This window comes from Actinomadura craniellae, assembly GCF_003289645.1.
GTDB classification, from domain to species: domain Bacteria; phylum Actinomycetota; class Actinomycetes; order Streptosporangiales; family Streptosporangiaceae; genus Actinomadura_D; species Actinomadura_D craniellae.
This window is the reverse complement of the sequence record NZ_QLYX01000012.1, coordinates 142,514-155,522: the sequence shown is the minus strand read 5'-3', so window position 1 is coordinate 155,522 and position 13,009 is coordinate 142,514. Positions and strand designations below refer to the sequence as shown.

The 13,009-nt window shown below is 71.9% G+C and carries 11 protein-coding genes; 6 read left to right on the top strand and 5 right to left on the bottom strand.

All coding sequences use genetic code 11. The features are described from left to right. The first annotated feature begins 88 nt into the window (after positions 1 to 88). Complete coding sequence (locus DPM19_RS24085; protein WP_111870282.1) at positions 89 to 1,903, top strand: PhoX family protein; 1,815 nt, start codon at positions 89 to 91, stop codon at positions 1,901 to 1,903. Positions 1,904 to 2,022: 119 nt separating this feature from the next. Here the strand turns inward: DPM19_RS24085 and DPM19_RS24080 are convergent, their stop codons facing one another. Continuing rightward, positions 2,023 to 2,229, bottom strand: a complete 207-nt coding sequence (locus DPM19_RS24080) for an MbtH family protein (protein WP_111870281.1) — start codon at positions 2,227 to 2,229, stop codon at positions 2,023 to 2,025. A gap of 303 nt (positions 2,230 to 2,532) precedes the next feature. Between DPM19_RS24080 and DPM19_RS24075 the strand changes: the two genes are divergently transcribed. Both DPM19_RS24075 and DPM19_RS24070 read left to right on the top strand, forming a co-directional pair. Then, complete coding sequence (locus DPM19_RS24075) at positions 2,533 to 3,036, top strand: isochorismatase family protein (protein ID WP_199485256.1); 504 nt, start codon at positions 2,533 to 2,535, stop codon at positions 3,034 to 3,036. A 67-nt stretch (positions 3,037 to 3,103) separates the two neighbouring features. Continuing rightward, the gene (locus DPM19_RS24070) at positions 3,104 to 3,751 is read left to right on the top strand and encodes a TetR/AcrR family transcriptional regulator (RefSeq protein WP_233510687.1); all 648 of its coding nucleotides are present in this window, start codon (positions 3,104 to 3,106) and stop codon (positions 3,749 to 3,751) included. 59 nt (positions 3,752 to 3,810) lie between these two features. On the opposite strand, the gene DPM19_RS24065 is transcribed toward DPM19_RS24070, so the two are convergent. Together DPM19_RS24065 and DPM19_RS24060 are read right to left on the bottom strand one after the other, a co-directional pair. Next, a complete protein-coding gene (locus tag DPM19_RS24065; protein ID WP_111870278.1) occupies positions 3,811 to 4,935 on the bottom strand; it encodes a hypothetical protein in 1,125 nt (374 codons plus the stop codon). Then, a complete protein-coding gene (locus DPM19_RS24060; protein ID WP_111870277.1) occupies positions 4,932 to 5,861 on the bottom strand; it encodes a metal-dependent hydrolase in 930 nt (309 codons plus the stop codon). The genes DPM19_RS24065 and DPM19_RS24060 overlap by 4 nt, the downstream gene beginning before the upstream one ends. A 318-nt stretch (positions 5,862 to 6,179) precedes the next feature. Between DPM19_RS24060 and DPM19_RS24055 the strand changes: the two genes are divergently transcribed. Further along, the gene (locus DPM19_RS24055; protein ID WP_111870276.1) at positions 6,180 to 7,397 is read left to right on the top strand and encodes a CaiB/BaiF CoA transferase family protein; all 1,218 of its coding nucleotides are present in this window, start codon (positions 6,180 to 6,182) and stop codon (positions 7,395 to 7,397) included. Between the two features lie 67 nt (positions 7,398 to 7,464). On the opposite strand, the gene DPM19_RS24050 is transcribed toward DPM19_RS24055, so the two are convergent. Beyond that, positions 7,465 to 8,835: an ABC transporter substrate-binding protein gene (locus DPM19_RS24050; RefSeq protein ID WP_111870275.1), complete on the bottom strand. Its 1,371-nt coding sequence runs from the start codon at positions 8,833 to 8,835 to the stop codon at positions 7,465 to 7,467. A gap of 394 nt (positions 8,836 to 9,229) precedes the next feature. Between DPM19_RS24050 and DPM19_RS24045 the strand changes: the two genes are divergently transcribed. Together DPM19_RS24045 and DPM19_RS24040 are read left to right on the top strand one after the other, a co-directional pair. Further along, the gene (locus DPM19_RS24045) at positions 9,230 to 9,913 is read left to right on the top strand and encodes a TetR/AcrR family transcriptional regulator (RefSeq protein WP_111870274.1); all 684 of its coding nucleotides are present in this window, start codon (positions 9,230 to 9,232) and stop codon (positions 9,911 to 9,913) included. Between the two features lie 148 nt (positions 9,914 to 10,061). Continuing rightward, the gene (locus DPM19_RS24040; protein WP_111870273.1) at positions 10,062 to 10,943 is read left to right on the top strand and encodes an alpha/beta fold hydrolase; all 882 of its coding nucleotides are present in this window, start codon (positions 10,062 to 10,064) and stop codon (positions 10,941 to 10,943) included. A 209-nt stretch (positions 10,944 to 11,152) separates the two neighbouring features. On the opposite strand, the gene DPM19_RS24035 is transcribed toward DPM19_RS24040, so the two are convergent. Then, a complete protein-coding gene (locus tag DPM19_RS24035; RefSeq protein WP_111870272.1) occupies positions 11,153 to 12,859 on the bottom strand; it encodes an N-acyl-D-amino-acid deacylase family protein in 1,707 nt (568 codons plus the stop codon). Positions 12,860 to 13,009 lie beyond the last annotated feature (150 nt).

Sequence of the window (13,009 nt, the reverse complement as noted above, 5' to 3'; positions counted from 1 at the left end):
ACCCGCGGTCCACGCTCATGGCTGGAGACCATCTGTGCATCCCGACAACGCTGCTTCACCTTCGATCTCCGAGTTGGTCCAGCGCCGCATGTCCCGCAGGACGGTGCTGGCCGGCGGGCTCGCCACCGCCACCGCGTCGTTCTTCGGCGCCGCGAACCCGGCCGAGGCGGCGGCCGCCACCCGGCCGGGAGGCGGGCACGGGGGGCACGGCAAGCCGCGGCTGCTCGGGTTCCCGGCGATCCCGCCGAGTGTCGCCGACCAGGTCATGCTGCCGCCCGGGTACCAGTACCAGGTGCTCTTCCCCTGGGGCCACCCGATCGAGCCGTCCGGGCCCGCGTTCGCCGAGAACGCCGGCAACAGCGCGGCGGAGCAGGCCCGGCAGGCCGGTGACCACCACGACGGCATGTGGTTCTTCCCGCTCCGCGGCGGGCGTTCCGGCCTGCTCTGCGTGAACCACGAATGCACCACCGAGCAGTTGCTGCACACCGACGGCCGGGCCAACTGGTCGGCGGAGAAGACCGCCAAGTCGCTCGCCGCGCACGGCGTGTCGGTCATCGAGATCGAGCAGAACCACCGCGACGACCGGTGGCGCATCGTCGAGTCGAGGTTCGCCCGCCGGGTGACCATGACCACCCCCACCGAGGTCACCGGTCCCGCGGCGGGCCACCGGCTGCTGCGCACCAGCGCGGACCCCAGCGGTGTCCGGGTGCTGGGCACCCTGAACAACTGCGCCAGCGGCCCGACCCCCTGGAACACGTACCTGACCTGCGAGGAGACGATCAACAAGTACTTCTACTACGGCGAGCAGCCGCCGCCGGCCGGCTCGGCCGAGGACCGCTACGGCATCGGGTCGGAGAGCCCGTACCCCTGGTACACCACGGACTCCCGGTTCGACATGCGCAAGGAGCCGAACGAGTACAACCGGTTCGGCTGGGTGGTGGAGGTCGATCCCTTCGACCCCTCGTCGAAGCCGAAGAAGCGGACCGCCCTGGGACGCATGGAGCACGAGAACGCCGTCGTCGTGCGCGGCAGGCACGGCGAGGCCGTCGTCTACATGGGCGACGACACGCAGTTCGACTACTTCTACAAGTTCGTGGGCGCGGAACCGATCCACCAGGCGCTCAGGCACCGGCGCAGCCCCCTCGACCGGGGCACCCTGTACGTCGCCCGGTTCGAGGAGGACGGCTCCGGCACGTGGCTGCCGCTGGTGCACGGCCGGCCGGGCCTGACCGAGGCCGACGGGTTCGCCGACCAGGCCGAGGTGCTGATCCACGCGCGCCTGGCCGCCGACGCGGTGGGCGCGACCCCGATGGACCGCCCGGAGTGGTGCACGGTGCAGCCCCGCACCGGCGCGGTGTTCTTCACCTGCACGAACAACACGGCCCGGACCGAGTCGGTGAACGCGGCCAACCCGCGGCTGAACAACCGCTTCGGCCACATCATGAAGATCGACGAGGGCGGGAACCCCAGCGCGAAGACGTTCGAGTGGGACATCTTCCTGCTCGCCGGGGACCAGGCCAGCGGCGCCACCGTCCCCCCGGACCAGGCGTTCGGCTCGCCCGACGGCCTCTGGTTCGACGCCGCCGGGCGGCTGTGGATCCAGACCGACGGCACCCAGCCGATGGTCAACGGCGCCCCGCAGAACAACCAGATGCTGGCGGCCGACACCCGCACGGGCGACATCCGGCGGTTCCTGGTCGGCCCGCCGCGCTCGGAGATCACCGGCATCACCGCCACGCCGGACGGCCGGTCGCTGTTCGTGAACATCCAGCACCCCGGTGACTCGGGCACGCCCGACAACCCGCGGGCGAGCTCGAACTGGCCCGACTTCAGCCCCACCGGCCGCCCCCGCTCGGCCACGATCGTCATCACCCGCAAGGACGGCGGGGTGATCGGCGGCTGACCGCGCGCCGCTCCCGTCCGACCCGGCAGGGCGACACGCCGGGCCGGGCGGGAGCGGTGTCACAGGCCCACGGCGTGGGGGCGTGCCTGCGCGGCGGCGGAACGGCGCGGGGGTGCCGGTCACGCCCGCCCCCATCGCGGGCTCAGCGGGCCCAGGCCGGTCCAGGACCGCTGGACGTAGTCGAGGCAGTCCTCGTGCCCGGCGGGCCCGTGGACAGTGGTCCACCCGGCGGGGACGGGTGCGAACAGCGGCCACAACGAGTGCCGTCCCTCGTCGTCGACCACCACGAGGAAGACGCCGTCGGCGTCGTCGAACGGGCTGCTCATCGGGTTCCTCCGAGGATGTCGGCAACGACGGCCCCGATCACGGCCGGCGGGACCGGGAACCCTCGACTCCCCTGCCCTGAGAGCGAGGGTTCCCGGAGTCTCCTGCCGTGATACCGGCCGCGCGGCGGACACGGCCGGCCGACGCGCGACACAGACGACGCCTTACTTAGGCAAGGCTTACCTAAGATCCAACCAGACGGCGCGCCTGTCAAGTGAGCCTGAACACCCTTGACGACCACCCGTCGCCCCTGAAATATAGGTATGCCTAACCTAACTTAGGCAGATCTAATCAGGGATGAGATGATGCGCAAGAGCGTGGCCGCCGTGACCGGCGCCGCCGGAGGCATCGGCTGGACCGCGGACCCCTCCCGTGCCGTGCTGCTGATCCACGACCTGCAGAACCACTTCGCGGACGCCTTCGCCCGCGACGTCCCCCCGATCCCCGAACTCGTCACCAACATCATCGCGCTGCGCTCGCACTGCGCCACGCTCGGGATCCCGGTCGTCTACGGCGACTTCCAGCAGACCCCGCTGGCCAGGGTCATGGCCGACCTCGGCCGCGACCAGCTCATCATCACCGGGATCTACGCCCACCTCGGCTGCCTCATGACGGCCCGCGAGGCGTTCATGCGCGACATCGAGGTGTTCTTCGTCGCGGACGCCACCGCCGACCTCTCCGCCGACCACCATCTCTCGGCCACCACCTACGCCGCCGGACGCTGCACCATGGCCCTCACCACCGATCGTGTCCTGTCCATGTTGCCCCTCGCCCCGCCGCCGGCAGGGCGGCCGGTCGCGGCGGGCTGAAGGCCGTCGTGGGCCGGTGCCCCGGAGCAGCCGTGACCGCCCCGCCGTTCAGTACAGTCGGTACGAGGTGGAAGGGGGCGGGGTGCGGCGCCACGGCTGGTCCGGTGATCTTCCGGGGGACGACGACGAGGCCGTCCGGCGGATCCTCGCGGCGACGCGCGCGTGCATCGACCGGTCCGGGACCGACACGAGCCTGGCGGAGGTCGCCCGCCGGCTGGGCGTGACACGGCAGACGATCTACCGGTACTTCGCGAACACCGACGAGCTTCTCGTGGCCACGGCCTTCGACGCCGTGGACCCCTTCCTCGACCGCATCGAACGGCACCTGTCCCGGCGGGGCGGCACGCCGGCCGAGGTCGTGGTGGAGGGCGTGGCGTTCACCCTCGAACAGTTGCCGTCCGAACCCTACGTCGGGCTGCTGCTGTCCGCCGAGCGGGGCAGCGCGGTCGCGGGGGGCATCACCTCCGAGCACGCGCTGGCGCTCGGCCGCGGGTTTATCGAGCGGTTCCCCGTCGACTGGCCCGCGGCCGGTTTCGGCCCGGCGGACCTCGACGAGCTGGTCGAGCAGATGCTGCGCACCATGCAGTCCTTCGTGATGGACGCCGGTACGCCGCGCCGCACCGGTGCCGGCCTGCGCGACTACCTGATGCGCTGGCTGGCCCCCTGCATCACGGTCCGGGCGGACGCCCGTCGGGTACCGGTCCCCGACGGCTGACCGCCCGGGGCAGCCGGACGGCGGCCACCGCCGGTTCGCACCGGCCGTGACCGCGTCCGTCAGCCGGCGACCGGCGCGACCGGGCGTCCGGCGCGGGCCCGGACGAGCACGAGCACCCACCCGCAGACCACCGCGCAGCCCGCGGCGTAGAAGGGGTTGCCGACGGGGTTCCCGTTCCCGGTCACGCCGTGCTCGGCGGCCAGCAGGTCCGGCAGGGACGCGGCCCACAGGACGGCGAAGACCGCGAGGTACACCCCGCCGTGCAGCAGGGCGTAACGGTGGGCGGAGGGGTCGCCGGTCACGGCGGGAGCGGTGTCCGCGCGGCGGGCGAGGGCGGGCAGGGCGACCGCCCCCACGACCACGACGGCCGCGTAGAGCACGACGGACATGACGGTGTCGTTCGGGTTTCCGGCGAGCGTCAGGTAGGACACCGGGGCGCTGAGGACCGGCAGGGAAAGCGTGGTGAGGACCGCGACCGCGACGGTGCCGGCGGCCGTCCGGCCGCCGCCGAGCGCGCCGCGCTCGGCCGGCTCCGCGATCAGCAGCCGCCACCAGAACGCCAGCAGCCCGGGCGCGATGATCCCGAAGATCACGGTGCTGACCAGTGGCACCGAGCCGAGCATCGGGCCGTTGACGGCGGCGTCGGTGTTCCAGGCCCACCAGCGCAGCTGCGGCCCGAGGTGATCGAAGATCTCGTAGAAGCAGTGGTTGACGAACCCGACGCACACGGCGCCGAGCACCCGGCCGTGCCGCTGGAACACCCCGAGCGCGGAGACCAGCGAGCAGGCCAGGTAGAAGGAGGCCGGGTAGAGCGCGACGATGTAGAGCGGCATCCGGTCGTAGAGGAACTGGACGCCGAACACGTTGTGCACGAACAGCACGTCGAGGTGTTCGCCGATGCCGAACTGCCGGGGGAAGTACAGCGGTGGTTCGAGGATGAGCACGAACGCCACGGCCGCGCCCCAGAAGGCCAGGGCGGCCGGGTTCCCCGACCGCCGCCACAGCCGCACCGCGTGGACCAGGGCGAACAGCGCGCCACCGATCATGAGCGTCTCGACCACGGGCAGGGTCCAGTTGTCCAGGTTCCAGGGGGCCCGGACGGTGCCGACCGGGTCGGCGTCGCAGGAGATGCCGCCGAGCCGTTCGGCCATGGTGCGGAAGGCGGCGTCGCACGGGCCGCTCATCTGCCGCTCCCCAGTGGCGTGCCCTCGAACCGGGTCATGTCCGTGCCCTTGCCGTAGGCGTCGAACCAGGTGTCCGCCCAGGCCGGCAACGGTTCGTTCACCGGCCTGTGCCGGGGCGCCTGGGAGAGCAGCAGGCGGACCAGGGTCGTGCAGAGCTGCCTTATGGGCACCTGCTGGAAGGCCGTGGGGTACTGGTCGGCGGTCAGCCGCCGGCGCAGCAGCGGCAGCCGCGCGCTGACCTCGCGCAGCCAGATGCTCCTGGGCAGCATCCGGCGGGTGTCGACGAGCCGGTCCGCGAGGGGGACGTGCCGCTCGAAGCCCTCGATGATGCCCGCGTAGACGCTCACCGCGTGGGCGAAGACCCGGCGGGCGACCCGGGTGCGGTACCGGGGGTCGTCGATGAGGCCGTGGTAGATCAGCAGCGCGGAGCTGCGGTGCTCGATCTCCTCGACGAAGTGCCAGGCGAACAGGGACGCCACCCGGTCGTCACCGTTCGTGAACAGGCTCTGCCGGTTGTCGAGCATCATCTTGAACAGGGGCGTGAACGTCGCCTCCAGGGCGGCGATGTAGGCGACGTGGTACTCCAGCGGCTCCCGCTCGCGCAGGCGGTCGTAGTCGGCGACGGCCTCGTCCAGGGTCGCGCGCAGCCCGGGGTGTTGCTCGATGAGGGCGTTGATGTGCAGCCGGTGCGCCCGCGCGTGCTGCGCCTCCTGCCGCAGGAACGCCTCGGCCTCCTCGGCGAGCGCGGGATCGGTGAGCAGCGGGATCGCCTGGCGGGTGACGGCCACGATGTACTTCTCGAAGGCGATGGCGAGGACGCCGATCGCGTTGGCCATCAGCCCGAAGTCGGGATTGGCGCGGTTCCACTGGAAGGGAACCGACGAGTCGAACTCGAACTGGATCCTGCGGATCTGCAGGTCGGTCATCCCGTTCACCTCCTGTAACGGTGCGGGCCACGGCGGCAGGCCGGGTGGACGCCATGCGCTCGCGCACCCTGACCATACATATAGGTGGATATGTATGGTCAAGACCCCTGGTGCGGGCCCGGGACCGCCGGACGGGACGAGCCTGGCGAAGCTAGTCACGCCGGTGCGCAGACAGCCGCGGAGCCGGTAACGGATCATGGGCTGGACGGGCCGCGGCGGCCGCGCCGTGGACGGGACCTGACCGAGGAGGGAACCGGTGCCTGCCGCGAGCGAGCCGACCACCGATCCGACGGGCCGCGCGCCGGGAACGGCGGCGAGATGACGGCCGGACCGCTCACGGGCGTGCGCGTCGTGGAGGTCGCCTCGCACGTGTTCGTCCCCATCGCCGGGGCCGTCCTCGCCGAGTGGGGCGCGGACGTCGTCAAGATCGAGCACCCCGAGACCGGCGACCCGTACCGCGGGCTCGTCACGGCCGGGCTGCACAAGGAGTACAACGGCGTCGACGTCCAGTTCCAGGCGGCGAACCGGGGGAAGCGCTCGGTCGGCCTCGACCTGAAGCACCCGGGCGGGCGGCGGCTGCTGTCCCGGCTGCTCGCGGCGGCGGACGTGTTCGCGACGAACCTGCGGCCCGCCGCGTGCGAGCGGCTCGGCATCGACGTGGCGGGCGTGCGGGCCGACAACCCGTCGATCATCTACGTGAGCGGGTCCGCCTTCGGGCCGCACGGGCCGGACGCCGAGCGGGGCGGGTACGACGCGGGCGCCTACTGGGCCCGCAGCGGGATGCAGCAGATCTTCCGGGGGTCCGCCGGCGCGTGGCCGGTGCCGCCGCCGCCCGCGTTCGGGGACGTGGTCGGCGGGCTCGGCGTCGCCGCGGCCGTCGGTACCGCGCTGTTCCGCCGGCTGGCGACGGGGGAACCGTCCGTGGTCGACTCCTCCCTGCTCGCCTCGGGCATGTGGCAGATCCAGATGGACCTGGTCAACGCCTGCATCGACGGGGCCGGGCCGGTCCGGCGAACCCCCGACCGGCACGAGGCCGCGAACCCGCTGATGCAGGCGTACCGCACCGCCGACGGCCGGTTCATCGTGCTGCAGATGCTCGCCCCCGACCGGCACTGGCCGGAGCTGTGCGCGGCGCTCGGCCGGCCGGAGATGGCGGCCGACCCCCGCTTCGCCGACCTGGCCGCGCGCCGGCGGAACGCCCGGGCCTGCGTGGAGTGGCTGGACGGCGTCTTCGCCGAGCGGGACTTCGCGGCGTGGCGGCAGGTGCTCGCCGGTTTCGCGGGCACCTGGGCGCCCTCGCTGCAGCCGCACGAGCTGGCGGACGACCCGCAGGTCCGGGCCAACGGCTACCTCGCCGACGTCGACCTCGGCGGCGGCCCCCCGCTGCCCATGGTCGCCGCACCGGCCCGGTTCGACGGGCGGCCCGGGCGGCCGGCGCGCGCCCCCGAGCACGGGGAGCACACCGAGGCCGTGCTCCTGGAACTGGGCCTGACCTGGGACGAGCTTGGCGCGCTCAGGGACGACGGGGTCATCTGATCCCGGTCGCCGCGCCGCTCGTCCCGGGTCAGGCCCAGGCCGCCAGCAGGTTCCCGTCAGGGACGGGTCACTTGAGATCGTTCATGCTCTTGCCGACGTCGGCCAGGGTGACGGGCTTGATGTAGGTGCCGGTGAACTTGTGCGCGGGGGCGCCGCACCGGTACGCACCCTGGTTGGGCTTGAAGTCGGCCGGCTTCCAGCCCTGCGACGACGCCTTCTCGACGTTGAAGCAGGACAGGGGCGCGTCCTGCTTGGTGAAGTCCACGGGGGCCATCAGGCCGCCGCCGGTCCACGCGGCCTCCTTGCGGGCCGTCTCGTAGAGGCACTTGCGGGTCAGCGCGTCACCGCACGCCTTGGCCGACTTGGCGAACAGCAGCCAGGACGAGAAGGCGCGCACCGCCTGCAGCGTGACCTGCCCCTTGGGGGCGTACCTGGCGAACAGGTCCAGCACCTGCTTGGTGGCCGGGTTCGCGGACGCGTTCTCCAGCGGGTACACCCCGCTGAGGTCGGCCAGGGCGTTCTGGAAGTCCAGGGACGTGCCGGCGAGCTTGACGAACGCCGGGCCGTAGGAGTTGCTGTTGGCGTCGATCCAGTCGAGCTTGTAGTTGATGTTGGTGAGGGCCTGCGCGAGCTTGGCCAGGTCGGCGAAGCTGCCGAAGAACACCAGGCCCTTGACGCCCTTGCTCTTGACCGCCTGGGCGTAGGGCGCCCAGTTCGTGACGCCCTGGGCCGGGAAGAGGCCCTCGTAGACGACCTTCCCGCCGATGGCCTCGAAGGTCTCCTTGGTCTGAGCGCCCAGGACCTTGGTGGCCGGGGAGTCGCCGACGGCGATGCCGACGGCGCCCGCCGAGGACGGGTGGGCCTCCTTCACCAGCCAGGAGAAGTAACCGGTGTAGCGGTTGTAGGACGCGCCCCCGATCTGGCTGAGCTGCAGGTCCGAACCGTTGTTCTCCAGTTGCACCACCTGTGCCGGGAGGGCGGGCAGCAGGCACGACAGCCGGTCCTTGACGCCCAGGCCGTCCAGCCCCGCGCTGCCGCCGACGAGGGCGAAGTCCTCCCGGCAGGACTCGATCATCCGCTGGCGGACCTCCATGAACTTGGCGTCCCGGATGTTGGCGACGAGCTTGCGGCCGTTGATGCCGCCCGCGGCGTTACACCAGGACGTGAACACCTTGGCGGTGTCGAGGTACTCGGGGTTCTTGGTGAAGCCGACGTCGCTGAAGACGCCGAGTTCGATCTGGCTCGCGGTGACGCCCTGTGCGGGTGAGCTCGTGACCTTGCCCGGCCCGCAGACGTCCTTGAGGTCGCCGAAGTCTCCCGACACGACCTGCCCGGCGCCGCCGGTGGGCTCCTCCTCGGCGCCGGAGCCGCTGCGACCGCATCCGGCGGCGAGCAGGGCCAGCGCCACGAGGGCGACCACACTGGTTTTCGGTTTCACGGAGTTCCTCCTCGATACTCCCCCGAAGAGTGAGTGAATGCTAACTTTCTACATGGGCGAGAATCAAGTATGCGCCAGAGGAGAATCAAAGATCCCTGGATGTGCCGCATTCGCCTTGATCAATCGCGCCGAACACTCGCGTAGACCGGTAGTGCTACACCCTCCAACAGCCCCAGACCTGCACTCATCAGGAAAGATGGTTCTCGACTACAGAGAAGATGGTTATGAACGGGCGCTGGAGGAGCCCGGAGCGCACGGATTCCCCCGGCCACGGCCGGGGAGCCGCAAAACCAGGCATGTGCGGAACAGAGTTGGCGGCTTCATCGCATTACACCAACTAGTATGAGAGTATGCGCACACTTACTATGCGGGCTTCCAGTAGCGGGGAGACGTCGTGACCAGTCCGGCCGCCCCCTCGCCGCCCGAGCCCGAGCCCGCGGCACCGCGACCGCGCCGGCGCCTCACGGCCGAGGCTCGCAGGAGTTCCATTCTGGCCGCCGCGCGGCGTGCGTTCACCGAGACCGGTGACATCAGCGGCACGACCATCAAGGTGATCGCCGAACACAGCGGCATCAGCGAAGGTGTGATCTACCGCCACTTCGAGAGCAAAGACCAGCTGTTCTACGAGGCCGTCGTGGAGCCGCTGAAGCAGGCCGTGGACGACCTCGTCGCCGCGACGGCGACCGTCGACCGGGACCAGCCGATGACGCCCGAGCTGCAGCTGCGGACCATGACCGGGCTCTACCGGCAGCTCATCTCGACGCTGGAGGAGATCCTGCCGCTGCTCGGCCTGGTGCTCTTCGGCGACCCCCAGGTGGCCCGGCGGTTCTTCCAGGAGAACTTCGCGGTCGCCATGGACCGGCTGGCCGAGGCCTGGCGCGAGGTCGAGAACCGGTACGGGTTCCCGTTCGAGTCGCCCGACATCTCGGCCCGCGCGGTGATGGGCATCGCGTTCATCCTGGCCCTCGAAAGCCACCACGGTAAGGGCTTCGACCGGCACCGCGCGGTGTCCCTGATCAGCGAGGGCACCGTCAAGGGCTTCTTCCCGCCACTCGAACCGACGCGCAAGCGACGCTAGCCCGTGCCCCGAAGCGAGGCCGGCACCCTCCCGCGGCCTCGCTTCGAGGCAGGGCTCGGCGCGCCGGCGGGAAGTCGCGTCGCCAATGAACGCTCTGACTAATGAGTGAGCGTTTCCTTATAGTTGGCTTCGTAGTAACGTCCGGCCCATGGCGACGGCGAGGGTGAACGGTCTGACGGTCGGCTACGAGGTGATCGGCGACGGGCGGCCCTGGGCCATCACACCCGGCGGGCGGGAGAGCAAGGACTCGCCGGGCGTCCGGGAACTCGCGACCGCGCTCGCCGAGCGCGGCAACCAGGTGCTCATCTGGGACCGCCCGAACACCGGCGAGTCGGACGTGTGCCTCACCGGCTCCTCCGAGTCGGCCATGCAGGCCGACACCCTGGCCGCGCTGCTGTCCCACCTGGACCTGGCCCCCGCGGTGCTCGCGGGAGGGTCCGGCGGCTCCCGGATCTCCCTGCTCACCGCCGTGCGCCGGCGCGACGTGGCCGCCGGCGTCGCGCTGTGGTGGATCAGCGGTGGCGTCTTCGGCCTGGTGTCCATCGGGCACCACTACTGCTCCGGCTCGATCAGGGCGGCGTGGGAGGGCGGCATGGAGGCCGTCGCCGCGCTGCCCGAGTGGGCCGAGGTCATCGACCGCAACCCGGGCAACCGGCGGCGGCTCATGGAGACGGACCCGGCCGAGTTCGTCGCGACGTTCGAGCGGTGGCTGGCCGCCTACTGCCCCTGCGGCGACGAACTGGTCCCCGGCCTGCCCGCGGCGGACGCGCGGGCCTTCGACCTGCCCGCCCTGGTGTTCCGCAGCGGTGCGAGCGACATCCACCACCGGCGCGAGACGTCCGAGGAGGTCGCCCGGCTGCTGCCGCGCGCCCGGCTGGTCGAACCGCCGTGGGGCGACACGGAGTGGCGGGAGCGGCAGGCGGCCCGCACGGCGGGGCGGGCCGCCGGCCTGTTCGTGCGCTGGCCCCTGCTCGCCCCGATCCTGCACGAGTGGGCGAGCACCGAGATCCCCCTGACCGCGGAGACGTGACGAGGTCCCTCCGGCCGCGGAGGCAAGCGGAGCGATCACCGATCCTGCACGGGTGGGCGAGCACCGAGATCCCCCTGACCGCGGAGACGTGACGAGGCCCTTCCGGCCGCGGAGGCGGGCGGAACAATCACCGGCCCGGCGGGGGCGGGCCCGCGACCGGCCCGGCCGCGTCCGGGGTTCGCCGGGTGCGCTCGGCCGGCCCGTCCCGGTCAGGCGTGGGTGACCAGGCGTCCGGGACGCTCCCCGGTCAGCTCGTCGTGGGCGACGACGACCGTGCCGTTCACGATCGTGTAGTCGTAGCCGCGGGCGCGCTGGACGAAGCGGTTCGCCCCCAGCGGGAAGTCGGCCGCCATCTCGGGCGTGTGCAGGTAGAGGCCGGCGAGGTCCAGGACGTTCACGTCGGCGAAGGAGCCCGGCCGCAGCACGCCCCGGTCGGCGAGCCCGAAGAGGTCGGCGCCGTCGAGCGTGAGCTTCTTGATGGCCGGGCCGATGTCGAGCAGCCCCTCGTCGCGCACCCAGTGCTTCAGGAAGTAGGTGGAGTTGCCGGCGTCCATGGTGAGGGCCACGTGCGCGCCCGCGTCCGCGACCCCGATCACCACATCGGGGTTGGTGATCATCTGGGCCACCGCGTCGAGGTCCTGGTTGAGCACGGGGTAGTAGAGCAGGCCCAGGCCCTTGGTCTCCACGGTGTAGTCGAGGAAGGCGGCGGCCGGGCTCGTGCCGCGCCGGGCGGCCTCGGCGGCCAGGCTGTTCTCGGCGCGCACGTCATAGTCGGCCGACCCCGGGGGCATCAGGTAGAGCTTGGCCGGGTCCTTGGGCGCCAGCGGGCCGGACGTCTCGGCGGGCCGCTCCGCCTCCGCCACCAGGCGCCGCCGCCGCTCCGGGTCGCCCAGCGCGGCCAGGCGGGCGGCGAACGGCTCGGCCATGAGCTCGGACCACGCCGGCAGCGTGTCGTAGGGCGTCCGGCCGACGAGGCCGTAGACGATGGCGCTGCCCCGGACGGCCGTCATCGGGCGCACGTCGGCGCCGCGGCCCCGGGCCTCGGCCACCCGGTCCATCACCCAGGACCAGAGGCCGGGGCGGCGGTCGCTCTGCATGATGGAGAACGCCAGCGGCCGGCCCGACGCGCGGCTCACCTGCTCCATCCAGTCCATCTCGGCGATGGAGTTCCGGCGCTCGGCGCCGTCGCGCTCGCCGATGCGGGGGACGACCTGGAAGGTGCCGCGGCCGCGGGCGGCGAGCACGTCGGCGATGGCGCCGAGCTCGGCCGGCAGGGCGAAGGTCCCCGGCACCGGCCGGCCGTCGGGCACCGTGTGCATGAAGGTGCGCGACGTCGAGAAGCCGAGGGCGCCGTGGTCGATGGCCTCGGCCACGACGGCCGCCATGGCGGTGATGTCGTCGTCGGTGGCGGGCGCCTCGTCGAGGCCGCGCTCCCCCATGACGTAGTGCCGCAGGGCGCAGTGCCCGATCAGGCCGCCGGCGTTCACCCCGAACTCGCGCCGGCCCAGGGCCTTCAGGTAGTCGCCGTAGGTCTCCCAGCCCCAGTCGAGCCCGGCCATGATGGAGTCGGCCGGGATGTCCTCGACCGACTCCATCATCGCGGCGAGGTAGCCCTCCTGCCCGGGGCGGACGGGCGCGAAGGTGACCCCGCAGTTCCCCATCACGACGGTGGTGACGCCGTGGTGGCACGACGGGGTGGCCGCCGGGTCCCAGAAGAGCTGGGCGTCGAGATGGGTGTGGACGTCGATGAAACCGGGGGTCACGAACCGGCCGGCGGCGTCGATCTCGTGCCGGCCGCGGCCGTCGACCTCGCCCACGGCCGTGACGCGGTCGCCGTCGATGGCGACGTCGGCCCGCACCGGAGCCGCTCCGGTCCCGTCGACCACCTCGCCGTTGCGGATCACGATGTCATGCATGGTTCACGTCCTTCCGGCCGGAACGGTGGCGGGCGCGGTGCCGTCCCCGGCACACCCCGGGACACAACAGAGCGTTCACTCACTTACCATAGCCGCCCGCATCGTCCGCGTCACCCGAGCAGCCAGAGAGAGTGTGCACTCACTTTGCTA